Origin of the sequence: Neisseria sp. WLZKY-1 (genome assembly GCF_046546535.1) — a bacterium.
In the GTDB taxonomy this organism is placed as follows: domain Bacteria; phylum Pseudomonadota; class Gammaproteobacteria; order Burkholderiales; family Neisseriaceae; genus Neisseria.
Map to the genome: position 1 here is coordinate 18,454 of NZ_JBKGTW010000004.1, position 23,879 is coordinate 42,332.

Below are 23,879 nucleotides of genomic sequence, written 5' to 3' on the forward strand. Positions count from 1 at the left end.
TGCCCGCGCGAAAGCGGCTTCACGCCGAAATCCGACACAAAGGCCGTCTGAAACGGCCGCTGCAGACTTTGCAAAAATTCTTATCCGCCCAACCCATTCAGACGGCCTCTATACCACGGACAAGGCCGTCTGAAAATTTCCACAAGGCCACACCCATGAAAATCATCTTCGCAGGCACGCCCGATTTTGCCGCCGCCGCCCTCAAAGCCATCGCCGATGCGGGTTTCGACATCCCGCTTGTGCTCACCCAGCCCGACCGCCCCAAAGGGCGCGGGATGCAGCTTCAGGCTTCGCCCGTGAAACAGGCCGCACTGGAACTCGGTTTGCGCGTCGAACAGCCCGAAAAACTGCGCGGCAACGCCGATGCGCTCGCCCTGTTGCAAAGCGTCGGCGCAGACGTGATGGTCGTCGCCGCCTACGGCCTGATACTGCCGCAGGAAGTATTGGACGCGCCGCGCCACGGCTGCCTCAACATCCACGCTTCGCTGCTACCGCGCTGGCGCGGCGCTGCGCCCATCCAACGCGCCATCGAAGCGGGCGACGCCGAAACCGGCGTGTGCATCATGCAGATGGACACGGGCTTGGACACCGGCGCAGTCGTCAGCGAACACCGCTACGCCATCCGCAACACCGACACCGCCAACGAAGTGCACGACGCACTAATGGCCATCGGCGCGACCGCCATTGTCGCCGATTTGCAACAACTTGAGCGCGAAGGCCGTCTGAACGCCGCCGCCCAGTCCGAAAACGGCGTTACCTACGCACAAAAATTAAGCAAAGAAGAAGCACGTATCAACTGGCGCGAACCGGCCGCCGCCATCGAGCGCAAAATCCGCGCCTTCAACCCCGTCCCCGCCGCATGGACGCAATATCAAGGCAAGCCGCTGAAAATCTGGCGCGTCGAAACAGTCAACCAACAAGGCCGCGCGGGCGAAGTGTTGTCCTGCACTTCAGACGGCCTCGTCATCGCCTGCGGCGAAGGCGCGTTAAGCATCAAAGAATTGCAACCCGCAGGCAGCAAGCGCATGGACATTGCCGCCTTCGCCGCCGGCCGCCATATCGAAACGGGCACGGTATTGGAATAACGGTTCAACACGAACCAACATCGGCAAAGGCCGTCTGAAACGCCGTTTCCCGTTTCAGACGGCCTTTTGCTTCCCCGAACAAATTGCGTAATTACAAATCTGCACTTACAATGTCGTCAGTACAAAACGTAATGACAGGAGCGCATCATGGACAGCACCCTGACCATCCGCATCGACAACGACATCAAACAAAAAGCTGCTGCCAACGCCAAAGCCTTGGGTTTGGACTTGTCGGCCATTACCCGAATGCTGCTGACCCAGCTTGCCGCCAAAGCCGAGCTGCCCGAAGGCTTGGCGCGGCCGAATGCCGAAACGCTGGCCGCCGTCGCTGATTTGGAGCGCAACGGCGGCACGCGCTATGAAACCGTCGAAGATTTGATGCGCGATTTGGGGTGGTAATGTACACGCTGGAAATTTCCAACAAATTCAAGCAAGACAGCAAACGCTACCAACACGACAAGGCCGCGCAACAGGCCGTCAAAACCGTTTTGGATTTGCTCGTATCGGGCGAACCTCTGCCCGCCAAATACAAAGAGCACCCGCTTATCGGCCATTACGTCGGCTATCTCGAATGCCACGGCAAACCCGATTTGCTGCTGGTTTACAGCCGCGACGAAGCACGCAAAACCATTTTGCTCTATCGTTTGGGTTCGCACGCCGAATTGTTTGGCTGAATATCGTGTTCAGACGGCCTTGGGCAATTTGCCGTTAACACACATCTTTAACCGTTTTGCACATAACACAATGAAAAAACTTATTTTTATCATCGCCATATCGGCAGGAATTTGGCACTTTTACAGCCACGAAATCCAAGCTCTTTGGCAAAAAAACAAACCTGCCACGCTTTCCGCCATCGAAAACAAAGCCAAACCCAAGCTGAAGAAAAGCAATACGTCTGCCCAAAAATTCCGCTGCGACGGTCGTATGCACTGCTCGCAAATGACTTCTTGCGAAGAGGCCGAATTTTTCCTGCACAACTGCCCCAACACCAAAATGGACGGCAATCACGACGGTGTACCGTGCGAACGCCAATGGTGCGGCAGGTAGGTTGGGTTAAAAACCCAACAAACAGATGATTTAAGAATTGTGTCGGGTCTCGACCCGACCTACACCTGCTTCGCCACATTTGACCGCAAAGCAGCGAAACTGCCGGAACAACAAGGCGGGTAACCTCAAAAAGGCCGTCTGAAAACAAAAAATCATCATGAAATTGACCCATACCTTTACCCTCGACCAAAAAACCTTCCGCGTTTACGTGCCCGAAAACGCCGCGTCCGACACGCCGCTGGTGCTGACTTTTTTACAGCCGCACGAGGCCGACGCGCTCGCGGCGCTGTTTTCAGACGGCCTGATGCTGCTTGCGCTCGACGAGGCGGATTGGGAACGCTCGTTCACGCCCTGGCCTGCGCCGCGCGTGTTTAAAAAGGCGGCCGATTTTAGCGGCGGCGCGGCGGATTATCTGGTTTGGCTGACAGACGCGCTGTCCGACATCGAAGGCCGTCTGAACCTGCGCCCCCAATGGCGCGGCATCGCGGGCTACTCGCTGGCCGGTTTGTTTGCCGCCTGGTGCGCCTATCGGGAAAGCCCGTTTGGGCGGACTGCCTGCGTTTCCGGCTCGCTGTGGTTTGACGGCTGGACGGATTTTGCCGCCGTCAACGCTATGCCCAAGCCGCCGCAACGCGCGTATTTCTCCATCGGCGACACGGAAAAAAACAGCAAAAACCCGCGCATGGCGGCAGTAGAAGACCATATGCGTTTCACCGAAAACCTGTGGCGCGGGCGCGGCATTCAGACGGCCTTTGCGCTCAACAGCGGCAGCCATTTCCACCAAGTCCCCGAACGCCTCGCCGATGCTGTGTCGTATCTGGCAGAGGCCGTCTGAAACCCCGTCTGCCGTATAATCGCCGCTTTTTCGTCCCCTTCGTCTTTTCAGACGGCCTCACACTGCAAAAGGCCGTCTGAAACCCTTGCAAACAGGAATCCCGTTATGAGCATGGCTCTCGCCCAGAAACTTGCCGCCGAAACCGCCGCTGCCGTGGCCGCAGGTCAAAACCTGCAAGATGTGTTGGCGCGTATTCGTGCCGCGCATCCCGATTTGAGCGCGCAGGAAAACGGCGCGCTGCAAGACATTGCTTACGGCAGCCAGCGTTATCTCGGCAGCCTCAAATTTATGCTCGGCAAGCTGTTGAACAAGCCGATTGACAATCAAGAGCTTGAAAGCCTGCTGATTACCGCGCTCTACCAGCTTCATTACACGCGCAACGCGCCGCACGCGGTGGTGAACGAGGCGGTGGAAGCCGTCGGCCGCATCGGGCGCGGGCAGTACCGCTCGTTTGCCAACGCCGTGTTGCGCCGTTTTTTGCACGAGCGCGACAAGCTCGCCTCGTGGTGCAAGGCCGACGATGTGGCGAAATACAATCTGCCGCGCTGGTGGCTGGCCTATCTGCAAAACCATTATCCGAAGCATTGGCACAATATCGCCGCCGCGCTGCAAAGCCATCCACCGATGACGCTGCGCGTCAACCGCCGCCACGGCAATGCCGAAAGTTATCTGGCCAAGCTCGCCGCAGCGGGCATTGAGGCGCGTGCGCTTGACGATTACGCGGTAACGCTGGCCGAGGCCGTGCCGGTCGGCAGCCTACCCGGTTTTTCAGACGGCCTGGTGTCGGTGCAGGACTTCGGCGCACAGCAGGCAGCGTATCTGTTGCAGCCGCAAAACGACGAACGCATCTTGGATGCCTGCGCCGCGCCGGGCGGCAAAACGGGGCATATTTTGGAGATGGCCGATTGCGGGATGACCGCGCTCGACATCGACGCAGGCCGTCTGAAACGCGTGGCCGACAATTTGAGCCGCTTGGGCTTTCAGACGGCCTCGCTGGCCGCCGCTGACGCGCGGGATTTGGCTTCGTGGTATGATGGCAGGCAGTTTGACGCGGTGTTGGCCGACGTACCCTGCACGGCTTCGGGTGTGGTGCGCCGCAATCCCGACATCAAATGGCTGCGTCGCCCCACCGACGCGGCCAAAACCGCCCGCCAGCAGGAGGGTTTGCTCGATGCACTGTGGACAACGGTCAAACCCGGCGGGCGCATGCTCTTTGCCACCTGCTCGCTCTTCACCGAAGAAAACAGCCTGCAACTGCAACGCTTCCTCGCCCGCCACGCCGACGCCTCCTGCTCCGATCCGCAGACCCTGTTGCCCACTCCTTCCCAAGATGGCTTTTTTTACGCACTTATCCGCAAACGCCCGTAAACACGCCCGCACGGCCGCCGCCCTGCTCTGCGGCGCCGTGCTGCTTTTGCGGCCGTCTGAAGCCGCTGCCGAAAGCATCGCTCCCACGCGCAGCGCGGCCGTGCTCACCGAAAGCGGCCAGCTCGACATCAGCAGCCGCTTCCATACCGAACTGCCCGACCAGCTCAAACAGGCTTTGCAACAGGGCGTGCCGCTCTATTTCACCCTCAGCTACCGCCTCTCCGCACCGACCATGGCCGCCTACAAATTCAAGCTCGGCCAGCTCGTCGGCAGCGACAACGACGTCGCCTACAAACTCTCCTTCCACCCGCTCACCAACCGCTACCGCGTCACCGTCGGCACCTTTTCCACCGAATACGCCGGCCTCGACACCGCCCTGCGCGGCATCGGCGCCATCGCCAACTGGCGCGTGCTGCCCAAAGGCACGCTCGACGACACCGACGCGCACGAAGTGAAGGCCGAAATCCGTCTGACGCTGAGCACCGCCCAACTGCCCAAGCCCTTCCAAATCAACTCGCTCACCGCCAAAAACTGGCAGCTCGATTCCGGCTGGAAAACCCTGTCGGTCAGCAAAGGCTGAACCATGCACCGCCGCTATCTGATTTTCTTCCTGCTGGCCGCCGCACTGGTGTACGGCCTTACCGTCGCCACCAACAGCGGCAGTCCGCTCTCCGAATACTTCTGGCACCTGATTGTCGCAGGCGGCCTGATGGTCGCCGTGCTGCTGGCCATGCTGCTGCGTTACGGCTGGCTGCTGCTGCGCCACAACCAATACAATATGCTCGGCTCGCGGCTGGCGCGGCGGCTGGCGCTGATGTTCTGCCTAGTAGCCGTGCTGCCCGCACTCTTTCTCTTCGGCGTGTCGGCGCAGTTCATCTCATACAGCATCCATTCCTGGTTCGGCAACGACACCGCGCAGGCGCTCGAAAGCAGCCTGACCCTCAGCAAATCCGCCCTCGACGCCGCCCTCGACGACAGCGTGCGCCGCGCCGCAGGCCTGCAAATCGAAGTGATCAGCGCCGTATCGATGGGCGCCGATGCGGCGCAGACCGTCAGACAAAGCCGCGAAGCCGCCGCATTCGGCCAAACCGGCCTCTACCGCCTTGCAGACAACAGCACACAAATCATCTCCAACCCCGCCGCCCTGCCGCCGCCGCAGCCCGACGGCGACACCGCCGCCCGTTTGAAACAAACCGGCTCCGCCCGCAGCGTCGTCAGCATCAACGGCAGGCTCTACGCCGAAGGCTGGCTGCCGTTGCCGCCGCAAAACGGCCGCGAGCAGGCGCTCTTTTTCAGACGGCCTATCCCCGACAACGTCGCACGCGACGCCGAACTCATCGAAACCGCGCGCGGCAAATACGCCCAGCTCACCTACGCCCAGCAGGGTCTGCAAACCTTCTTCCTCATCACCCTGCTCGCCGCCGCCCTACTCTCCGTGATGCTGGCGCTGGTGATCGCCCTCTACTTCTCGCGCCGCTTCATCGAGCCCATCCTGTCGCTCTCCGAAGGCGCCAAAGCCGTGGCCGAAGGCGATTTTTCCCAACGCCGCCCCGTCTACCGCAACGACGAACTCGGCCAGCTCACCCGCCTGTTCAACCACATGACCGGGCAGCTCGCCATCGCCAGCGACGCCGAAAAGCTCAACCGCCTCAAACAGGAAGCCGCGCGCCACTATCTCGAAACCGTATTGGAAAGCCTGACGGCGGGCGTCGTCACCCTCGACCACGAAGGCCGTCTGAACACCTTCAACCGCAGCGCGCAAAACATTCTCGGCCTGCCGTTGCCGCCGCTTTCCGGCCGCCGCTGGCGCGATTGGCCGCAAGACGAAACGTCCTGCGCCCAACTGGCAGGACTGTTCCAAACCGTCCTCGACACCGGCGCGCAGGACAAGCCCGTTCAGACGGCCTATACCGGCGGCGGCGAACCGCGCATCCTCCTGTGCAAAGCCGTCCCCCTCCCCGAAGACACCGGCGGCGGCACGGTGCTGGTGTTCGACGACATCACCCTGCTTGTGCGCGCGCAAAAAGAAGCCGCCTGGGGCGAAGTCGCCAAACGCCTCGCCCACGAAATCCGCAACCCCCTTACCCCCATCCAGCTCTCCGCCGAGCGGCTGGCGTGGAAGCTCCAGGACAAACTGGGTGAACAGGATGCGCAAATCCTCATCCGCTCCACCGACACCATCGTCAAACAAGTGGCCGCCATGAAGGAAATGGTGGAAGACTTCCGCAACTACGCCCGCTCGCCCGCGCTCAAACCCGAGCCGCAGGATCTCAACCGCCTCATTGAAGAAGTTTTGCTGCTCTACGAAGCGGGCGCGTGTACATTTGAAGCCGATTTGAGTAATATACCCGCCACCATACAGGCCGACACCACGGCGATGCGCCAAGTGCTGCACAATATCTTCAAAAACGCCGCCGAAGCCGCCGAAGAAGCGCCGCAGCCGCTTGTCCGCATCCACACCACCGTATCCGAAGGCAGCGTCGGCCTGACCGTTGCCAACAACGGCAAAAGTTTCACCGGCGACATGCTCATCAACGCCTTCGAGCCTTATGTCACCGACAAACCCGGCGGCACCGGCCTCGGTCTGCCCGTTGTCAAAAAAATCATCGAAGAACACGGCGGCCGCATCAGCCTGTCCAACCCGCCCGAAGGCGGCGCCTGCGTCAGAATCACCTTACCCGTACCGGTAGAAAGCGACCATGAGAAGTAACGACATCCTTATCGTAGACGACGAAATCGGCATCCGCGACCTGCTGTCCGACATTCTGCAAGACGAAGGCTACACCGTCGCCCTCGCCGAAAACGCCGAAGAAGCGCGGCAGCTGCGCAACCAGACCCGTCCCGCCATGGTGCTGCTCGACATCTGGATGCCCGATTGCGACGGCATCACCCTGCTCAAAGAATGGGCGAAAAACGGCCAGCTCACCATGCCCGTCGTCATGATGAGCGGCCACGCCAGCATCGACACCGCCGTGGAAGCCACCAAAATCGGCGCGATGGACTTCCTCGAAAAACCCATCGCCCTGAAAAAGCTGCTCGGCACAGTCGAGCGCGCCCTCAAATACGGCGAAATGCAGGCCGCCGCCGGCCTCTCGCTCGACAAACTCGGCAACAGCCCCGCCGTGCAGGAAATGAACCGCCGCATCGAAGCCGCCGTGCGCCAGAGCGGCGCCGTCCTGCTCACCGGCGAAACCGGCTCCCCCTTTGAAACCGTCGCCCGCTACTTCCACAAAAACGGCACCGCCTGGGTCGAACCGAAAACCGAATGCATCGTCGACACCCCGATGGAGCTGCTGCAAAAAGCCGCCGGCGGCGTCCTCTACCTTAACGACATCGCCCAATACAGCAAAACCATTCATCAGGGCATCGTTTTTCTGCTCGACAAAGCCGAGCGCCTCGGCGTGCGCGTGATCTGCCCGAGCACCCGCCGCCCCGAAGAAATGCTCGACAACCCCAACTACGACACCCGCTTGGCCGCCCTGCTCTCCGGCCTCACCATCGCCATCCCGCCCCTGCGCAGCCAGCCCGAAGACATCGCCTTCCTCGTCAACAAAATCGCCACCGAGCTGTCCGAAACGCAAAAAATCCCCGTCGCCAAATTCAGCGCCGCCGCCCTCGCCGCCTTGCAGCAATACGGCTGGCCGGGCAACTTCGACCAGCTCCACACCGTCGTCAAAAACCTGATACTGGCCGGCGAAGACGGCGAAATCGGCGAAAATGCCGTTGCCGCCCTGCTCGGCCGCCCGCAGCAGGACAGCGCGCCCGCCGCCGAAATCATGGGCGGACTCGACTTCAACATGCCGCTGCGCGAACTGCGCGAAGAACTCGAACGCCGCTATTTCGAATACCACATCTCGCAGGAAGGCCAGAACATGAGCCGCGTCGCACAGAAAGTCGGCCTCGAACGTACCCACCTCTACCGCAAACTGAAACAGCTCGGCATCCAGTTTTCCCGCCGCTAGGGGCTGTTGACATTCAGCTTGCGAGACGGTTTTTTGAGTAAAAAATGCCCGAATGCAAGGAAAAAAGCACAGCAAGGTTGGACACCTTGCGAGCATTTTTGACGCGGCAGGCGGGTATTTTTTGCCAAAAACACCGCCGCAAGGCTGATTGTCAACAGACCCTAGGGCAAAGCCGACAGCAGCGAAAGCGAAACCGCAGACTGCCCCCGCCGCGCAGACAACCAGGCCGTCTGAAAACCCGAAAAGGTTTTCAGACGGCCTTTGTATCGTGCGTAGCGTGTACCGCCCCGCGACGCGCGCGTTCTATATGATACCTGCCGTCTGAAAACTGCCAACGGCTTTTCAGACGGCCTTTTGGTTTCATCAGCGGCAAAGTCGACCGCACGGAGCAAAACACAGGGCAAAGACTGTTCCCGTCTGCACCCTTCGAAATATGAATGCGGGAATGACGCTTCTGAAAGCCTGTTCGAACCATTCAGACGGCCTCCCGCCTGCCGCCGTGCCAAACGGCAAAGGCCGTCTGAAACCCGCAAAAGGTTTTTTCAGACGGCCTTTTTGCCGATTTGCTTACGGCTTGCGTACAAACGTACCGGCAAACATCACCGGAATCTGCCCGTCTATCGACGCCAAACCCATCACTTCCACCAGCTTCGCCACGCCGCCGGCCATGTCCATCTGCTGCACGTCCAGCACCACAGGCTGCGCGGTGGACACCTCCACCGTATCGTCCGCCGTCCGCTTCAGGCGCAAATCGGCGGTGATGTCGAGCCTCTGCCCGTGCACCTCCAGCACCAGCGGCTGTTTCAGATCCGTTTCCCCTTCCGTTTTCAAAGCATCTATTGCCGCCGCATCCAAACGGCCCAAAACCGTTGCCTGCGGGAATTTCGCCGTTTCAAACACCCAGTCGCGCAAACGCTGGTCGCGGATGTCGATATTGGTTTTCACGCTGGCCAAATCCACGGTCATAGCAAACGCGCCGTCCGCATCGAGCTTGGCCGAAGACGCGGAAAACGCCGATTCTTCCTCAACCGTTTTCTGCTGCGTGTTGGTTTTTTTTGCTGACAAAACGCACCAGCGCGCCGTCCGCCGTCCACGCGCCCGCCGCCTGCGGCACGGCAGAGGCCGTCTGAACGGCCGATGCCGCCGCAGATTGGGCTGTGTTATCCTGATTCGGCGCACAGGCCGCCGCAGCCAAAACACACAATAAAGGGAGCAGTTTCTGTTTCATGTTTATTCCTTTGTCGGTTATCGAAGGGAAACGTTCCGCACATCGGGAACGGCATACGCATTGGACGCCCTTGCCGCAAAATTCCTACAGATATTAACAGAAAATAAAACAACACCCTGTTTATACGGATATTTTTATCGATCCGTTTACGCAAAAGGCCGTCTGAAAGCGCAGCCCCGACACGCCGCGCGGCACGGCGTAAATCTCAGTTAACCCTGCTGCCGCCCCACGGGGCTTGGGCTAAGATGGCGCCACCCTCGCACGGAAGATTTTCTTAACCATACAGGAAAACCATTATGAAACTACGTTATCTGGCCGTTCCCGCTTCGCTGACCCTGCTGCTGTCCGCCTGCGTCGTCCCCTTTGACGCCGACTATGACGACGACTACCGCCCGCAGCGGCCGCGCCGCCACGAAAGCCGCCAATACGAAGAATACGTTCCGCGCCCCGAACAAGACCGCGATTTCGACCGCGAAGAGCGCCGCAACCGCTACGACAGAGCGCGCGGCGACGGCGGTGCTTACGTCGGCAACCAACGCGCAGCCCATTACAGTTGCGAAAACGGCTCGACCGTCAACCTCCGCCGCGAAGGCGACGCGCTGTATCTGACGCTCGACAACAAACAGGCGCGCCTCCACCGTACTTCCTCCGCCTCGGGCGAACGTTACGTGGGCAACAGCGGCCTGTTCGGCAGCGGCGCCGAATGGCACGAAAAAAGCGGCGACGCCTATTTCAGCTTCAAAGACCCCTACGGCAACCGTGTGGACACCACCTGCCAACCCCGTTAAACGGCTCTGCACAAAAGAGGCCGTCTGAAACCCCGAAACAGGGTTTTCAGACGGCCTCATACATTGGCAACGCGGCAGACAACCCGTGCAATCCGTTTCTGAATCACACGGCAAAGCAGACATCGGCGCGGCGGAAGGACACCATGTACAAAAACCGTATCCGCCTGCCCCTTCGGAACACAAATGCGAACATACCGTTTCCGAAAGCGCCGCCGCACTTTCAGACGGCCTTCCCGTTCCCACAACACCCCCTGACAGGTCAGGCAAAACAAAAAAGGCCGTCTGAAAACCCTGTTTCGGGGTTTTCAGACGGCCTTTTTGCTTGACCGCGGGATTAGTTTTTATCCAAATCCACCAGTTTGTTTTTGGCAATCCACGGCATCATCGAACGCAGTTGCGCGCCGACTTTTTCAATTTGGTGGTCGGCATTCAGACGGCGGCGGGCGGTCATGCTGGCGTAGTTGGCCGCGCCTTCCTGGATGAACATTTTGGCGTATTCGCCGCTTTGGATGCGGTAGAGCGCTTTTTTCATCGCTTCTTTGGTGTCCGGGGTAATCACTTCGGGGCCGGTTACGTATTCGCCGTATTCGGCATTGTTGGAAATCGAGTAGTTCATATTGGCGATGCCGCCTTCGTACATCAGATCGACGATGAGTTTCAACTCGTGCAGGCACTCGAAATAAGCCATTTCGGGAGCGTAACCGGCTTCCACCAGAGTTTCAAAACCGGCTTTCACCAGCTCGACCGCGCCGCCGCACAATACGGCCTGTTCGCCGAACAGGTCGGTTTCGGTTTCTTCGCGGAAGTTGGTTTCAATCACGCCGCCTTTGGTGCCGCCGTTGGCTGCGGCGTAGGACAGGGCGATGTCGCGGGCTTTGCTGGATTTGTCCTGGTAAACGGCAATCAGCGAAGGCACGCCGCCGCCTTTGAGGAATTCGCTGCGTACGGTGTGGCCGGGGCCTTTGGGGGCGATCATGACGACGTCCAGATCGGCGCGCGGCACGATTTGGTTGTAATGCACGTTAAAGCCGTGGGCAAAGGCCAAAGTGGCGCCCTGTTTCAGATTGGGTTCGATTTCGTTTTTGTACACGACAGGCTGGTTTTCGTCGGGCAGCAGAATCATGACGACGTCGGCTTTTTTGGTGGCCTCGGCAACGGACAGCACTTCAAAACCGGCGGCTTCGGCTTTTTTCCACGAGCCGCCCTGGCGCAGGCCGATAAGCACGTTGACGCCGGAATCTTTCAGGTTGGCGGCGTGGGCGTGGCCTTGCGAGCCGTAGCCGATGATGGCGACGGTTTTACCTTTGATCAGGGAGAGGTCGGCGTCTTTGTCGTAATAAACTTGCATTTGGGTTTCCTTATTTCGGGATGGGTTGGAGATTCAGTTGCCGTTGTCGGACACGTCGTGCAGCAGGACGATGTCGACGGCGGCGGTTTTGCCGTCTATGGCTTTGAGGAAGTTTTGGAAATGGGCGCTGGCGTTGTGGCTGTCGACGGCGGCCTGGTCGCGCCAGTTTTCAAAGAAGACGAAGCGGTTTTCGTCGGCAATGTCCTGGTGGAGGTCGTAGCGCAGGTTGCCCGCTTCGGCGCGGCTGGCGGCGACGAGTTCGGAAAACACAGCGGCGAGTTCGGCGCGGTGTTCGGGTTTGACGGCGATGGTGGCGGCGATTTTGATGTTGGCCATGTCACACTCCTTATATAGATGTGGAAACAGGTTTTCAGACGGCCTCAAAGGGCTTTGCAGCCGTCTGAACGCTCAGATTTTCAAAATGCGCTCGCCGCGCCCGATACCCGCCGCTCCGGTGCGCACGGTTTCGAGGATCAGGGGCCGGCCGACGGCTTCGAGGAAGGAGTCGAGTTTGTCGGTGGTGCCGGTGACTTCGACGGTGTAGCTTTTGTCGCTGACGTCGACGATGTGGCCGCGGTAGATTTCGGTCAGGCGCAGGATTTCGTCGCGGTCTTTGCCAACGGCGCGCACTTTCACCAGCATCAGGCCGCGTTCGACATATCGGCTGTCGTTCAAATCGATAACGCGCACCACCTCAATCAGTTTGTTGAGCTGCTTGGTGATTTGCTCGATGACGGTGTCGTCGCCCTGGGTGGCGATGGTCATGCGCGACAGGGTCGGATCTTCGGTGGCGGCGACGGACAGGGAGTCGATGTTGTAGCCGCGCGCGGAAAACAGGCCGACCACGCGGCTCATCGCACCCGATTCGTTTTCCATCAGAACGGATAAGATGTGTCTCATGGCACGCTCCTTGTGTCGTAGTTGCGGTCGTGTACGTCGTTGACGTCGCTGTCGGCCTTGCGCTCGCGCATATGCGGCGGCAGCACCATTTCGTCCAATCCTTTGCCGTTGCCGACCATGGGGAAGACGTTTTGTTTTTTATCGGTGATGAAATCCATGAATACGAAGCGGTCTTTCATCGCCAGCGCTTCGCGCAGCGCGCCTTCGACGTCGGCGGGCTTGTCGATGCGCATGCCGACGTGGCCGTAGGCTTCGGCCAGTTTGACGAAGTCGGGCAGGGAGTCGAAATAGGTTTCCGATTCGCGGTCGCCGTAATAAAGCTCCTGCCACTGGCGCACCATGCCCAGATAGCCGTTGTTCAGGCAGATGGTTTTGATGGGCAGGCGGTATTGGAAACAGGTGGAGAGTTCCTGAATGTTCATTTGGATGGAACCCTCGCCGGTGATGCAGCACACGTCTTTCGAGGGGTCGGCGAGATACGCGCCCATGGCATAGGGCAGGCCGACGCCCATCGTGCCCTGTCCGCCCGAATTGAGCCACTGCCGCGGCCGTCTGAAAGGATAGAACTGGGCGGCGAACATTTGGTGCTGGCCGACGTCGGAGGTGATGATGGCGTCGTTATCAGTGATTTGCGCCAGCGTTTTGATTACTGTCTGCGGCAGGATAACGTCGCTCTCGGGCAGGCGCAGGCAGTCGCGGGCGCGCCATGCTTCGATGGTCTGCCACCATTTTTCCAGCGTGGCTTCGTTGAACGCGACCTGCTGGTTCTGCCAGATGTCGGCCAAATCGCGCAGCACGTTTTTCACGTCGCCGACTATCGGCACATCGGCACGCACGCGTTTGGAAATGCTGGACGGGTCGATATCGATATGGATGATTTTTTTCGGCTTTTCCATAAACTTGGCCGGCACGGACACCACGCGGTCGTCGAAACGCGCGCCGACGGCCAACACCACGTCGGCGTTTTGCATCGCCAGATTGGCTTCGTAAGTGCCGTGCATGCCGAGCATGCCGAGATATTGTTTGTTGTCGGAAGGATATCCGCCCAAGCCCATCAGCGTGGCGGTGCACGGTGCGCCGGTCAGCGCGACAAAGCGGGCGAGTTCTTCGGACGCGTTGCCGAGAATAACGCCGCCGCCGAAATAAACCAGCGGGCGTTTGGCCGCCGCCAGCACCTGCACCGCTTTTTTCATCTGGCCGGTGTGGCCGTTCAATACGGGCTGGTAGGAGCGGATGTAAACGTCTTCCTGCGGATAGCTGAATTTCGCCATCGCCTGCGTCACGTCTTTGGCAATGTCGATTACCACCGGGCCGGGACGGCCGGTGCGGGCGATTTGAAAGGCTTTTTTGACGGTGGGCACCAGATCGTCGATGTGCTTCACAAGGAAATTATGCTTCACGCACGGACGCGACACACCGATCATGTCGATTTCCTGGAACGCGTCCGAACCGATGGCGGGCGAGCCGACCTGGCCGGAAATCACTACCAGCGGAATCGAATCGGAATAGGCCGTGGCGATGCCCGTGAGCGCGTTGGTCGCACCCGGGCCGGACGTCACCAGAGCCACGCCCACCTTGCCGCTGACGCGGGCATAGGCGTCTGCCGCGTGAACCGCAGCCTGCTCGTGGCGTACCAGAATGTGTTTGAATTTGTTTAATTGGAACAGCGCGTCGTAGATTTCCAGCACCGCGCCGCCGGGATAGCCGAAAACGTATTCCACGTTTTCCGCCTTCAGACTCTGCACAAGGATTTGTGCACCGGATAATTGCATGATGGCCTCTTTTATTCTGCCTGCAAACCAATAATAAACCCGGGCTTCGCTGCACAACGGTAATGTCGGTTTTCCGAACGGCGGTTTGGGGTACGCGAACGGATGAGCCGGCGACAACCGGAGGATTTCAAAATCGGCTTGGAGCGCAAAGTGTTTAAAAAAGTAAAGAGTGCATAAGATAACGCAAACTCCGTTAACAGGCAAGCACAGATTCCTCCTCGGCGCAAAACGCGGAAAAGGCCGTCTGAAAACACCCTGCGGGGGATTTTCAGACGGCCTCGGATATGGCGCACCCGACTGGGATCGAACCAGCGACCTTCGGCTTCGGAAACCGACACTCTTCCAACTGAGCTACGGGTACGGAAAGGCGCGCATTATCCCACAAACACGCCGTTTCGCAAACCTTACCGCTCTAAGTCGGTCGAGACGCGCCCCGCAGCACACCGCCGCGCAATCTCCACAACTTTTGAGATAAACCAAATTTTAAAGATTGGAAAGCAGGGTTGAATTCAGTATAATCCGCAAATTATTGTTAATTGATATTAACAATCGGGTTTCGCGACCCGGCACAAACCCCTCATCACTACACAAAAAAACGGCGAGGCTTAAATAACATGAACCACCTTACCAACCGAAACGCCCGCGGTTCCGCCCTCACAACCCTGATAGGCGGCATCGTCATTCTGCTGGCCACCCTCTACTTCCTCGTGCAGCTTGCCTCCGGCGGCTACAAACCCGGCACGGTAGAGCAAACCACCGCCGCAGCCACCCAGACACGCATCCAGCCACAAGGCAGCGTATTGGAAGGCGACGGCATTCCCGTCGGCGAGCGCAAAGGCGACTCCATCTTCAACAAAGTCTGCATCCAGTGCCACGGTGCCGACAGCAGCACGCCGAACGCCCCGAAAATCACCCACAACGGCGACTGGGCGCCGCGTCTGGCACAAGGTTTCGAAACCCTCTTCAACCACGCCCTGAACGGCTTCAACGCCATGCCGGCCAAGGGCGGCCAGTCCGATCTGACCGATCTCGAACTCAAACGCGCCATCGTCTACATGGCCAACCAATCCGGCGGCAGCCTGCCCGATCCCGACGCGGCACCCGCAGTCAGCGCCGCTTCCGACGCTGCAGCTTCGACCGCCTCCGCCCCCGCAGGCGAAGCAAAAGACGCAGCCAAAGACGGCGCAGCCCCCGCAGCGGATGCCGCAGGTGGTGCGGACGTGATGGCCGAAGGCAAAAAAGTGTTCGACGGCCTGTGCTTCGGCTGCCACGCCGCCACCTCCGCCATCCCCGACACCCCGCGCATCACCCACAAAGACGAATGGGCGCCGCGCATCAAAAAAGGCAAAGACACTCTGTTCAAACACGCCATCGAAGGCTTCACCGACAAAGGCATGATGCCCGCCAAAGGCGGCAACACCGCCCTCTCCGACGACGAAGTCAAAGCGGCCGTAACCTACATGGTGAACGAGTCCGGCGGCAAATTCTAAGCACTACGCAAAGGGTATGTTTCGGCATACCCTTTTTGTCACAGAGGCCGTCTGAAAAACATTCAGACGGCCTCTTGCCGTTTTTCCGCCGTGCCACAACCGCCCCGTTTCAGGAAACAAGCGATGCCCGCTTCATTCAAAACCCCACACCCCGCCAACAGCAAAAGTTGGGATCAACCCCTGCCCAACGAAGCCTTTATTGCCGTCCGCAGAGGCTGTCTGAACATCCATTACAGCGGCGGAACGGTGTGCGCCCTATCTGCCTGCCAACGCAAAAGCAGCCGCAAGCACCAAGTCCGCCCGCGACAAAAACCCTACCCAATCGCCTTTTCAGAAACGTCATTCCCGCGCAGGCGGGGACGGCCTCAAACTTTCTTATCGACAAACCGCCTCCCGGAAACGCCCGTAGCAAACAAGCAGACGGGTGTAGCGCAAACCACGCACGCATTCCCAGCCGTCCAACCGATCGAGCATCCTTCCCCAAAACCCGAACCGCGTGCGTGGCTTGCGCCACACCGAAACGGCAAAGGCCGTCTGAAAGCGCAGCTTCGGCGCAGCCAAAGCCCGCAATAAGATTTCAGACGGCCTCTGCCCTCATCCAGGCGCCAATCGCGCTACAATGCGCGCCCGATTGTCCCAAACCGCCGTTTTCAGACGGCCTCTCTTTATGACCACCCAGCGCTACATCGGTATCATGTCCGGCACCAGTATGGACGGCGCGGACGCCGTCCTCATCCGCACCGGCGCCGCCAAATTCCTCGCCACCGAAGCCCACGCCTTCCTACCCTACTCAGGTCGTCTGAAAAACGACCTGCTCGCCCTGCAAAACAGCGGCGCAGACGAAATCCACCGCAGCCGCCTGCTCGCGCAGGAACTCTCCCGCCTCTACGCCCGCGTCGTGCAAAACCTGCTCGACCAAGCCAAACTCACCCCCGCCGACATCACCGCCCTCGGCTGCCACGGCCAAACCGTGCGCCACGCCCCCGGACACGGATACAGCGTCCAACTCGCCGACCTGCCGCTTTTGGCCGAACTCACCGGCATCACCGCCGTCGGCGACTTCCGCAGCCGCGACATCGCCGCAGGCGGCCAGGGTGCCCCCCTCGTGCCTGCCTTCCACCAGGCCGTGTTTGCCGCGCCCGACGAAACCCGCGTCGTGCTCAACATCGGCGGCATTGCCAACATCAGCGTCCTGCCGCCCGACGCCCCCGCCTTCGGCTTCGACACCGGCCCGGGCAACATGCTCGCCGACGCTTGGACGCAGCACATCTGGCAAACGCCCTACGACGCCGACGGCAAACACGCCGCGCAAGGCCGCGTCCTGCCCAAACTGCTCGGCCGCCTGCTCGACCATCCCTATTTCGCGCAAACCCCGCCCAAAAGCACCGGCCGCGAACTTTTCGCCCTGCCCTACCTGCTCGAACGGCTGGACGGCGGCGAAAACCCGCACGACGTATCGCGCACCCTCGCTGCCTTCACCGCCCAAACCGCCGCCGCCGACATCCGCCGCGCCGCGCCGCAAAGCCGCCGTCTTTACGTTTGCGGCGGCGGTGTGCGCAACCCCGTCATTATGGCCGAACTGGCCGAACGTCTGCCGCACACCGCAATCCAGTCTACCGCCGCCCTCGGCCTCGACCCCCAGCAGGTCGAAGCCGCCGCCTTCGCCTGGCTTGCCGCCTGCTGGATACACCGCATCCCGAGCAGCCCGCCGCAGGCCACCGGCGCACGCCAAGCCTGCATCCTCGGCTGCGGCTGCTATCCGTAAACATTTGAGGCCGTCTGAAAGCGCAGCTTCGGCGCAGCCAAAACCGTTTGGGCCGCGCCACAGCCGCGCTTTCAGACGGCCTCAACCGCGCCCACGGCGAAAATGCTCTATAATTCCGCGTTTTTATGCCGCCTGCACTTTTCAGACGGCTTCATTCCTTCATCCCCCGCCCCTATGAGCAGCAAACCCGAAAAATCCAAAAATCCGCGCAAAACCACCGGCACGCAGCGCCGTTCCGCAGTCAGGAAGGCCGACGGCAGAGCCGCCGCCAAAGCAGGCACGGCGTCCAACCAAAGCATCCGCCGCCGCGCCGAGCATCTGGCCAATCTGATTCACGACACGCTGTGGCTCGCCGCCCTGACGGTCACGGTGTATGCCGCCGTGGCACTGGGCAGCTTTGCCATGAACGATCCCGCGTGGTCGCGCAGCGTGGTTTCAGACGGCGTGCACAATCTGGGTGGCCTGTTCGGCGCGTATTTCGCCGACGTGTCCTATTACCTGTTCGGCCTGTCGGCCTGGTGGCTGATTGCCGCCGCGCTGGTGGCGCTGTGGAAAAACTTCCGCCCGATGCGCCTGCCCGACGCCAAGCCGTACAGCGTGAAGCTGGCGGCGGCGGGGCTGGCGGTGCTGCTGCTGTTCAGCCCCGTTTTGGAATACGCGCTGTGGCAGCAGGCGCTGGGCGATTCGCTGCCCGTCGGTGCGGGCGGGCTGGCGGGATTTGTGCTCGGCGGTTTCGCCGCCCGCCTCTTGGGCAGCGGCGGCAGTTTCCTGCTGACGCTGGTGCTGGTGCTGCTGGCGTTTTCTTTTGTCGCGCAGGTATCCTGGCTCGATATGCTCGAAGGCATAGGCGGGCGCATCGAATGGCTGTGGGAAAAAATCGCGCGCCGCAATTCGCCCTATGTCAAAGACCTGCCCGACGCGAAAACCACGCGCCGCATGGTAAAAGAGGCGGAAAACATCACCGCCGAGCCGCTGGCGCGCCTGTCTGCCGCCAGCAGCAACCGCAAATCCGCGCCACTGGAAGTGACGCCGCCCGCGCCCGTTCAGACGGCCTTGTTCGACAATAAGGGCGAACCGGCCGAACCGCCCACTAACGGCGAATACGTCAAACCCGCGCTCGGCCTGCTCTCCGCGCCCAAAGGCGAAGTCCACCCCATCGATCCCGACCGTTTGCAGCAGACCGCCGAGCGCATCGAGAGCAAGCTGGCAGAGTTCGGCATCGACGTGCAAGTGGTGTCGGCCACATCGGGGCCGGTGATCACGCGCTACGAAATCGAACCGGCGCAGGGCGTGAAGGGCAGCCAGATTGTCAATCTCGCCAAAGATTTGGCGCGTTCGATGTCTTTGCAGGCGGTACGCATCGTCGAAACCATCGCCGGTAAAAACACGATGGGCATCGAGCTGCCGAACGACCGGCGGCAGGAAGTGACGCTGCGCGAAATCCTGTCCGCGCCGGTGTTTGCCGACGCCAAATCCAAGCTCACCGTGGCGCTGGGCAAGGACATCGCGGGCGTGCCTGTGGTGGGCGATTTGGCGAAAATGCCGCACCTTTTGGTGGCGGGCATGACCGGTTCGGGCAAATCGGTGGGCGTGAACGGCATGATTATGTCCATGCTCTACAAGGCCAAGCCCGACGAAGTGCGCTTCATCATGATCGACCCGAAAATGCTCGAACTTTCGGTTTACGACGGCATCCCGCACCTGCTGTGTCCCGTCGTTACCGATATGCGCGAGGCGGGGCAGGCGCTGAACTGGTGCGTGGCCGAAATGGAAAAACGCTACCGCCTGCTCTCACACTTGGGCGTGCGCAACCTTGACGGCTACAACGCCAAAATCGAAGAAGCCGCCGCAGCGGAGAAAAAAATCCCCAACCCGTTCAGCCTCAACCCCGACGACCCCGAACCGCTGGAAAAACTGCCGCTGATTGTCGTCGTGATAGACGAATTGGCCGACCTGATGATGACCGAACGCAAAGCCGTGGAGCAGCAGATTGCCCGTTTGGCGCAGAAAGCCCGCGCCGCCGGCATCCACCTCATCATCGCCACCCAACGCCCAAGCGTCGACGTGATTACCGGCCTGATTAAAGCCAATATCCCCACCCGCATGGCCTTTACCGTGCAGAGCAAAATCGACAGCCGCACCATCCTCGACCAAATGGGCGCGGAAGACCTGCTCAAATACGGCGACCTTTTGTTTTTGCAGCCGGGCAACGCCGAGCCGACCCGATTACAGGGCGCGTTTGTGTCCGACCACGAAGTGCACGAAGTCGTGTCGCACATCAAACGCCAGGCGCCCGCCAGCTATGTCGACGGCCTCCTGTCGGGCGAAGCGGCGATGGAAACCGTCAACGCCGTCAACCCCAACGCGGGCGCGGACGATTTGTTCGACCGCGCCGTGTCCTTCGTGATCGAAACGCGCAAAACCTCCATTTCTTCCCTGCAACGCCATCTAAAAATCGGCTACAACCGCGCCGCCAATATGATGGACGCACTGGAAGAAGCGGGCGTCGTTTCCGCTGCCGACGTCGGCGGCGCGCGCAAAGTGCTGGCGAGGAAAGACGATTTGTAAACCCGTTTTAACTTCGTTGAAGCTTCGCTTTCAGACGGCCTGTTACCGCTTTGAGGCCGTCTGAAAGCCCGGTTAAAGAAACCCCGATATGAAAAACCTCAAAGCATACCGTCCGTACCTCGCCACCCTCGTCTGCGCCGCCCTGACCGCCTTTTTCTTCACGCAGAAAATGTTCGGCTTCATGCTCTTTGTCTTCCTGCCGCCGCTGCTGATAGTCCGCGCCGCCGCATGGTGGAAGGCGCGCAAAAACCCTCAGGCCAAACAGCTGGAAAACTTCCGCATCTTCGTCTGGTCGGCCGCAGCCGCCTTCATGGTCGCAGCCAACGTCTACTACGTCCGCGCCGCCCGCAGCGACATGACCGCCATCGCCCAAGCCGTCGAACGCTACCGCGCCGCCAACGGCCGCCTGCCCGACACCCTCGCCGATGCCGACATCTATGTCAAAAACAGCTTCGAAGTCCTTTACAACTATTGGGAAGACACCAAAAAACACAGCCTCTTCTACAAAGACCCGCTGCTACCCTTCGAGTATTACCAATACGATTTCGACAACCGCCGCTGGCTGCACGACAACGGCGAACCCGTTACCGACTGAAAGGAAACCCGCATGAAAATCCCCGCCGCGCTTGCCGCCCTCCTCTTCGCCGCCACAGCTGCCGCCGCGCCCGATCCCGCCGCCCGCGCCCGCTTCGTCAACTTCACCGACCTCGCCCAACTGGCCGGCACCCTGCACAAAGAAGCCGAGCAATGCGGCCTGTCGAAAAAAGACGACCCCTTCTTCGCCCCCGGCGGCAAGCTGCACACCGCCCTGCTGCGCGGCCTCAAAAGCAGCGCCGACGCCGCCGCCCTGAACCTCGACCGGCAGAAAATCGCCGAAACCGCCGCAGCCGCCTACGCCAAAGGCCGCGCCACCTCCGAAAAACTGTTCACCGCCCAAGGCTGCACGCCCGAAGCCAAAGAAAAAATCGCGCAAACCAAACAATGGCTGCTGCAAACCGCCGCGCAGCAATAAACAGACGCGCCAAGCCGCCGCACCCGAAAAGGCCGTCTGAAAGCGAAACTGCAACGAAGTAAAACCGAAAACCGCCTCCGCCCGCCATGAACAAAACCGCCGCCCTCCTCCTCATCCTGCTTGCCGCCTGCGGCAGAGCGCCCGATAACGAACCGCCGCCCGCCGAAGTCCGCGCGCAGGAGGCCGCCACCCCGTTCAAAGAACAAAGCAAAGACTACACCGCCCCCGCCGACGCACCCGAAAACGACGCCTCCGCGCCCGACATGAGCGCCGTCACCTCCGAAGCCGCGCCGAAAAGGCCGTCTGAAAACCCCGTCAGCACACCGCCCGAAGGAAACCCATGAAACGCTACCAGGCAGAACCCGCCCCCGCCAAACCGCACACCAGCAAAACCGGCATCCTCCTCATCAACCTCGGCACCCCCGCCGCCCCCACCGCCGAAGCCGTGCGCCCCTACCTGCACCAATTCCTCTCCGACACCCGCGTCATCGAACTGCCGCCGCTCCTCTGGCAACCCATCCTGCGCGGCCTTATCCTCCCCTTCCGTGCCAAAAAAAGCGCCGCCCACTACAAAAAAATCTGGCTCAAAGAAGGCTCGCCGCTGATGGTCTACAGCCAACGCCAAACCAAAGCCCTGGCCGAACGCCTGCCCGAAGCCGTCGTCCGCTGCTCCATGACCTACGGCCTGCCCGACACCGCCTACACCATCGCCGAACTCAAAGCCCAAGGCGTCGACAAAATCCTCGCCCTTCCCCTCTTCCCGCAATACGCCGCATCTAGCAGCGGCGCCGCCCTCGACGCCGTCTCCCGCGCCATGCTGCGCACCCGCAGCCAACCCTCCCTGCGCACCCTGCGCAGCTTTTACAACGACCCCGGCTACATCGAAGCCCTGCGCCGCCAAGTCTCCGCCTACTGGCAGGAACACGGCAAAGGCAAACACCTGCTGATGAGCTTCCACAGCATCCCGCAGGCGCACGCCGACGCGGGCGACCCCTATCCCGACGAATGCCGCGAAACCGCCCGCCTGCTCGCCACCGCCCTCGGCCTCTCCGACAACGAATACACCGCCTCCTTCCAAAGCCGCTTCGGCGGCGGCAAATGGCTCGAACCGGCCACCGAAGACATGTTCCGCAAGCTGCCCAAACAAGGCGTCGAATCCCTCGACGTCATCTGCCCCGCCTTCGTCAGCGACTGCATCGAAACCATGGAAGAAATCGCCGTCGAAGGCCGCGAAACCTTCCACGAAGCGGGCGGCCGCCAATTCCGCTACATCCCCTGCCTCAACGACAACCCCGACTGGATAGACGCACTCGCCGCCATCGTCCGCCGCGAAGCCGCAGGCTGGCTGTAAAACCGAAAAGGCCGTCTGAAACCCTGCTTTCAGACGGCCGCCAACCCCAACCGAGAAAGGAAACCCCATGCCCATCCGCCGACTCACCGACACGCTCTACATCGCCCCGCAGCTCACCGAAGCCGACGCGCAGGAAGCCGCGCGGCTCGGCATCAAAAGCGTCATCTGCAACCGTCCCGACGGCGAAGAAGACGGCCAGCCCTCCTACGCACAAGTGCAGCGCTGGCTCATCGACGCCGGCATAGGCGAAATTGCGCACCAACCCATCAACGCCGCGCCCGCCATCTCCGCCGCCGACATCAACAACTTCCAAGTCCTGCTCACTTCGTCGGAAGCCCCCGTCCTCGCCTACTGCCGCACCGGCACGCGCAGTTCGCTGCTGTGGGCGTACCACGCCGTGCAAAACGGCACGAGTGTCGACGATGCCGTCCGTGCCGCCGCCGCTGCGGGCGTCGATTTGTCCGCCTTTGCCGAACGCCTGAACCGCGCGGCGCAAAACGGCCTGTAAACCGCCGCCGCAACAAAAAGGCCGTCTGAAAACCTTGAATAAGGGTTTTCAGACGGCCTTTTGTATACCAGCTTTCAGGCGGAAAGATTGGCGCAAAGCGCACCGTCGGATTCGGGTTTACCCGTTTTTCAGACGGCCTCCCGCGCCCCCGCGCCGCGCGAGAGTAGCGCCGCTACTTTCGTCAAACCGTCGGCGTCGGTTTCGTCGAAAGCGGCCAAGGTTTCCGCATCGGCGTCCAGCACGCCCCACACCCTGCCCGCTTCATCCGCCAACGGCACGACGATTTCCGATTTCGAGCGCGAGGAACAGGCGATGTGGTCGGGGTGCGCGTCCACATCGGGCACCAGCATCACTTCGTTTTTCTGCCACGCCTGCCCGCACACGCCCCGCCCGTAGGGAATGCGCGTGCAGGCCAAAGGCCCTTGGAACGGGCCGAGCACCAGCTCGCGGCCGCGAACCAGATAAAAGCCGACCCACAGCCAGCCGAAAGCCTCTTTCAACACCGCCGCTGTGTTGGCGAGATTGGCGGTTTGGTCGCTCTCGTCCGCCAGCAGCGCGGCCAGCTGCGGCAGAAGTTCGTCGTAGCGTCCGGCCTTGCTTTCGGCCTGCGCGGAAAAATGGTGCATATCGTCGTCTCCTCTCTGATACGCCCGAAAGGCTGTCTGCCCTCGGGCTGTCGGACAAAGCGGCGGATGATACGCGGCAAACGGAGGCGCGTCACGGCCGCAGGCAGAAAGGCCGTCTGAAAACGCTGACGCGGCAGCGCCGAAACACCCGCACCTGGGGCTGTTGACAATCAGCTTGCGAAGCGGTTTTTTGAGGAAAAATCTGCGGATGCAAGGAAAAAAGCGC

At 60.8% G+C, this 23,879-nt stretch carries 25 protein-coding genes and 1 tRNA gene; 18 read left to right on the forward strand and 8 right to left on the reverse strand.

Annotation, left to right across the window (positions count from 1 at the left end; genetic code table 11):
• The first annotated feature begins 155 nt into the window (after window positions 1–155).
• The 9 genes from fmt to ACLD9W_RS02190 all read left to right on the forward strand — a co-directional run bounded on the left by fmt (window position 156) and on the right by ACLD9W_RS02190 (window position 8,297).
• On the forward strand, window positions 156–1,085 hold the full coding sequence (gene fmt, locus ACLD9W_RS02150; RefSeq protein ID WP_410840481.1) for a methionyl-tRNA formyltransferase: 930 nt from the start codon (window positions 156–158) through the stop codon (window positions 1,083–1,085).
• Between the two features lie 147 nt (window positions 1,086–1,232).
• Entirely contained in the window at window positions 1,233–1,484 is a 252-nt protein-coding gene (locus ACLD9W_RS02155) for a type II toxin-antitoxin system RelB/DinJ family antitoxin (protein ID WP_410840482.1), read from the forward strand.
• Complete coding sequence (locus ACLD9W_RS02160) at window positions 1,484–1,759, forward strand: type II toxin-antitoxin system YafQ family toxin (RefSeq protein WP_410840483.1); 276 nt, start codon at window positions 1,484–1,486, stop codon at window positions 1,757–1,759. The genes ACLD9W_RS02155 and ACLD9W_RS02160 overlap by 1 nt, the downstream gene beginning before the upstream one ends.
• Before the next feature lie 70 nt (window positions 1,760–1,829).
• Entirely contained in the window at window positions 1,830–2,132 is a 303-nt protein-coding gene (locus ACLD9W_RS02165) for an excalibur calcium-binding domain-containing protein (protein WP_410840484.1), read from the forward strand.
• A gap of 157 nt (window positions 2,133–2,289) precedes the next feature.
• Window positions 2,290–2,967, forward strand: coding sequence for an alpha/beta hydrolase-fold protein (locus tag ACLD9W_RS02170; protein ID WP_410840485.1), 678 nt, complete (start codon window positions 2,290–2,292; stop codon window positions 2,965–2,967).
• 105 nt (window positions 2,968–3,072) lie between these two features.
• Window positions 3,073–4,335 (forward strand): 16S rRNA (cytosine(967)-C(5))-methyltransferase RsmB, encoded by a 1,263-nt coding sequence (gene rsmB / locus ACLD9W_RS02175; RefSeq protein WP_410840486.1) that lies wholly within the window; start codon window positions 3,073–3,075, stop codon window positions 4,333–4,335.
• Window positions 4,298–4,915, forward strand: coding sequence for a DUF4390 domain-containing protein (locus ACLD9W_RS02180; protein WP_410840487.1), 618 nt, complete (start codon window positions 4,298–4,300; stop codon window positions 4,913–4,915). The genes rsmB and ACLD9W_RS02180 overlap by 38 nt, the downstream gene beginning before the upstream one ends.
• A gap of 3 nt (window positions 4,916–4,918) precedes the next feature.
• The gene (locus tag ACLD9W_RS02185; protein ID WP_410840488.1) at window positions 4,919–7,045 is read left to right on the forward strand and encodes an ATP-binding protein; all 2,127 of its coding nucleotides are present in this window, start codon (window positions 4,919–4,921) and stop codon (window positions 7,043–7,045) included.
• Window positions 7,035–8,297, forward strand: a complete 1,263-nt coding sequence (locus ACLD9W_RS02190) for a sigma-54-dependent transcriptional regulator (protein WP_410840489.1) — start codon at window positions 7,035–7,037, stop codon at window positions 8,295–8,297. The genes ACLD9W_RS02185 and ACLD9W_RS02190 overlap by 11 nt, the downstream gene beginning before the upstream one ends.
• A gap of 567 nt (window positions 8,298–8,864) precedes the next feature.
• Here ACLD9W_RS02190 and ACLD9W_RS02195 read toward each other — a convergent pair.
• On the reverse strand, window positions 8,865–9,362 hold the full coding sequence (locus ACLD9W_RS02195) for a YceI family protein (protein WP_410840490.1): 498 nt from the start codon (window positions 9,360–9,362) through the stop codon (window positions 8,865–8,867).
• The gene (locus ACLD9W_RS02200) at window positions 9,322–9,525 is read right to left on the reverse strand and encodes a hypothetical protein (RefSeq protein ID WP_410840491.1); all 204 of its coding nucleotides are present in this window, start codon (window positions 9,523–9,525) and stop codon (window positions 9,322–9,324) included. The genes ACLD9W_RS02195 and ACLD9W_RS02200 overlap by 41 nt, the downstream gene beginning before the upstream one ends.
• A 296-nt stretch (window positions 9,526–9,821) precedes the next feature.
• Here ACLD9W_RS02200 and ACLD9W_RS02205 point away from each other — a divergent pair, with 296 nt between their 5' ends.
• The gene (locus tag ACLD9W_RS02205; RefSeq protein ID WP_410840492.1) at window positions 9,822–10,313 is read left to right on the forward strand and encodes an MliC family protein; all 492 of its coding nucleotides are present in this window, start codon (window positions 9,822–9,824) and stop codon (window positions 10,311–10,313) included.
• Window positions 10,314–10,647: 334 nt separating this feature from the next.
• Here ACLD9W_RS02205 and ilvC read toward each other — a convergent pair whose 3' ends face one another.
• The 5 genes from ilvC to ACLD9W_RS02230 form a co-directional block, all read right to left on the reverse strand.
• Entirely contained in the window at window positions 10,648–11,661 is a 1,014-nt protein-coding gene (gene ilvC / locus ACLD9W_RS02210; RefSeq protein WP_410840493.1) for a ketol-acid reductoisomerase, read from the reverse strand.
• A 33-nt stretch (window positions 11,662–11,694) separates the two neighbouring features.
• Entirely contained in the window at window positions 11,695–11,997 is a 303-nt protein-coding gene (locus ACLD9W_RS02215; protein WP_410840494.1) for a putative quinol monooxygenase, read from the reverse strand.
• 72 nt (window positions 11,998–12,069) lie between these two features.
• Complete coding sequence (gene ilvN, locus ACLD9W_RS02220) at window positions 12,070–12,561, reverse strand: acetolactate synthase small subunit (RefSeq protein WP_410840495.1); 492 nt, start codon at window positions 12,559–12,561, stop codon at window positions 12,070–12,072.
• Entirely contained in the window at window positions 12,558–14,333 is a 1,776-nt protein-coding gene (gene ilvB / locus ACLD9W_RS02225) for a biosynthetic-type acetolactate synthase large subunit (protein ID WP_410840496.1), read from the reverse strand. Before ilvB ends, ilvN begins: the two co-directional genes overlap by 4 nt.
• A 285-nt stretch (window positions 14,334–14,618) precedes the next feature.
• Window positions 14,619–14,694, reverse strand: a tRNA-Arg gene (locus ACLD9W_RS02230).
• Window positions 14,695–14,947: 253 nt separating this feature from the next.
• On the opposite strand from ACLD9W_RS02230, the gene ACLD9W_RS02235 reads away from it, so the two are divergent.
• The 8 genes from ACLD9W_RS02235 to ACLD9W_RS02270 all read left to right on the forward strand — a co-directional run bounded on the left by ACLD9W_RS02235 (window position 14,948) and on the right by ACLD9W_RS02270 (window position 23,027).
• Complete coding sequence (locus ACLD9W_RS02235) at window positions 14,948–15,823, forward strand: c-type cytochrome (RefSeq protein ID WP_410840497.1); 876 nt, start codon at window positions 14,948–14,950, stop codon at window positions 15,821–15,823.
• A 667-nt stretch (window positions 15,824–16,490) separates the two neighbouring features.
• A complete protein-coding gene (locus ACLD9W_RS02240; RefSeq protein WP_410840563.1) occupies window positions 16,491–17,588 on the forward strand; it encodes an anhydro-N-acetylmuramic acid kinase in 1,098 nt (365 codons plus the stop codon).
• A 174-nt stretch (window positions 17,589–17,762) separates the two neighbouring features.
• Window positions 17,763–20,156 carry a DNA translocase FtsK gene (locus ACLD9W_RS02245; RefSeq protein ID WP_410840564.1) on the forward strand — a complete coding sequence of 798 codons (2,394 nt, stop codon included), beginning with the start codon at window positions 17,763–17,765 and terminating at the stop codon, window positions 20,154–20,156.
• 88 nt (window positions 20,157–20,244) lie between these two features.
• Complete coding sequence (locus ACLD9W_RS02250) at window positions 20,245–20,751, forward strand: hypothetical protein (protein ID WP_410840498.1); 507 nt, start codon at window positions 20,245–20,247, stop codon at window positions 20,749–20,751.
• Window positions 20,752–20,763: 12 nt separating this feature from the next.
• Window positions 20,764–21,168, forward strand: a complete 405-nt coding sequence (locus ACLD9W_RS02255) for a hypothetical protein (RefSeq protein WP_410840499.1) — start codon at window positions 20,764–20,766, stop codon at window positions 21,166–21,168.
• 86 nt (window positions 21,169–21,254) lie between these two features.
• Window positions 21,255–21,512, forward strand: coding sequence for a hypothetical protein (locus ACLD9W_RS02260; RefSeq protein WP_410840500.1), 258 nt, complete (start codon window positions 21,255–21,257; stop codon window positions 21,510–21,512).
• Window positions 21,509–22,519, forward strand: a complete 1,011-nt coding sequence (gene hemH, locus ACLD9W_RS02265; protein WP_410840501.1) for a ferrochelatase — start codon at window positions 21,509–21,511, stop codon at window positions 22,517–22,519. Before ACLD9W_RS02260 ends, hemH begins: the two co-directional genes overlap by 4 nt.
• 67 nt (window positions 22,520–22,586) lie before the next feature.
• Entirely contained in the window at window positions 22,587–23,027 is a 441-nt protein-coding gene (locus ACLD9W_RS02270; protein ID WP_410840502.1) for a TIGR01244 family sulfur transferase, read from the forward strand.
• A gap of 128 nt (window positions 23,028–23,155) precedes the next feature.
• On the opposite strand, the gene ACLD9W_RS02275 is transcribed toward ACLD9W_RS02270, so the two are convergent.
• Window positions 23,156–23,653, reverse strand: a complete 498-nt coding sequence (locus ACLD9W_RS02275; protein WP_395429284.1) for a GAF domain-containing protein — start codon at window positions 23,651–23,653, stop codon at window positions 23,156–23,158.
• Window positions 23,654–23,879: the final 226 nt, after the last annotated feature.

Excerpts from the sequence above, each read along its gene's own strand:
- hemH (WP_410840501.1), top strand. The coding sequence starts at position 21,509 with ATGAAACGCTACCAGGCAGAACCCGCCCCCGCCAAACCGCACACCAGC.
- ACLD9W_RS02215 (WP_410840494.1), bottom strand. The coding sequence starts at position 11,997 with ATGGCCAACATCAAAATCGCCGCCACCATCGCCGTCAAACCCGAACAC.
- ACLD9W_RS02240 (WP_410840563.1), top strand. The coding sequence starts at position 16,491 with ATGACCACCCAGCGCTACATCGGTATCATGTCCGGCACCAGTATGGAC.
- ACLD9W_RS02185 (WP_410840488.1), top strand. The coding sequence starts at position 4,919 with ATGCACCGCCGCTATCTGATTTTCTTCCTGCTGGCCGCCGCACTGGTG.
- ACLD9W_RS02250 (WP_410840498.1), top strand. The coding sequence starts at position 20,245 with ATGAAAAACCTCAAAGCATACCGTCCGTACCTCGCCACCCTCGTCTGC.
- rsmB (WP_410840486.1), top strand. The coding sequence starts at position 3,073 with ATGAGCATGGCTCTCGCCCAGAAACTTGCCGCCGAAACCGCCGCTGCC.
- ACLD9W_RS02180 (WP_410840487.1), top strand. The coding sequence starts at position 4,298 with ATGGCTTTTTTTACGCACTTATCCGCAAACGCCCGTAAACACGCCCGC.
- ACLD9W_RS02205 (WP_410840492.1), top strand. The coding sequence starts at position 9,822 with ATGAAACTACGTTATCTGGCCGTTCCCGCTTCGCTGACCCTGCTGCTG.
- ACLD9W_RS02170 (WP_410840485.1), top strand. The coding sequence starts at position 2,290 with ATGAAATTGACCCATACCTTTACCCTCGACCAAAAAACCTTCCGCGTT.
- ACLD9W_RS02190 (WP_410840489.1), top strand. The coding sequence starts at position 7,035 with ATGAGAAGTAACGACATCCTTATCGTAGACGACGAAATCGGCATCCGC.
- ACLD9W_RS02255 (WP_410840499.1), top strand. The coding sequence starts at position 20,764 with ATGAAAATCCCCGCCGCGCTTGCCGCCCTCCTCTTCGCCGCCACAGCT.
- fmt (WP_410840481.1), top strand. The coding sequence starts at position 156 with ATGAAAATCATCTTCGCAGGCACGCCCGATTTTGCCGCCGCCGCCCTC.
- ACLD9W_RS02275 (WP_395429284.1), bottom strand. The coding sequence starts at position 23,653 with ATGCACCATTTTTCCGCGCAGGCCGAAAGCAAGGCCGGACGCTACGAC.
- ACLD9W_RS02155 (WP_410840482.1), top strand. The coding sequence starts at position 1,233 with ATGGACAGCACCCTGACCATCCGCATCGACAACGACATCAAACAAAAA.
- ACLD9W_RS02160 (WP_410840483.1), top strand. The coding sequence starts at position 1,484 with ATGTACACGCTGGAAATTTCCAACAAATTCAAGCAAGACAGCAAACGC.
- ilvN (WP_410840495.1), bottom strand. The coding sequence starts at position 12,561 with ATGAGACACATCTTATCCGTTCTGATGGAAAACGAATCGGGTGCGATG.
- ACLD9W_RS02245 (WP_410840564.1), top strand. The coding sequence starts at position 17,763 with ATGAGCAGCAAACCCGAAAAATCCAAAAATCCGCGCAAAACCACCGGC.
- ilvC (WP_410840493.1), bottom strand. The coding sequence starts at position 11,661 with ATGCAAGTTTATTACGACAAAGACGCCGACCTCTCCCTGATCAAAGGT.
- ACLD9W_RS02270 (WP_410840502.1), top strand. The coding sequence starts at position 22,587 with ATGCCCATCCGCCGACTCACCGACACGCTCTACATCGCCCCGCAGCTC.
- ACLD9W_RS02165 (WP_410840484.1), top strand. The coding sequence starts at position 1,830 with ATGAAAAAACTTATTTTTATCATCGCCATATCGGCAGGAATTTGGCAC.
- ilvB (WP_410840496.1), bottom strand. The coding sequence starts at position 14,333 with ATGCAATTATCCGGTGCACAAATCCTTGTGCAGAGTCTGAAGGCGGAA.
- ACLD9W_RS02260 (WP_410840500.1), top strand. The coding sequence starts at position 21,255 with ATGAACAAAACCGCCGCCCTCCTCCTCATCCTGCTTGCCGCCTGCGGC.
- ACLD9W_RS02235 (WP_410840497.1), top strand. The coding sequence starts at position 14,948 with ATGAACCACCTTACCAACCGAAACGCCCGCGGTTCCGCCCTCACAACC.
- ACLD9W_RS02200 (WP_410840491.1), bottom strand. The coding sequence starts at position 9,525 with ATGAAACAGAAACTGCTCCCTTTATTGTGTGTTTTGGCTGCGGCGGCC.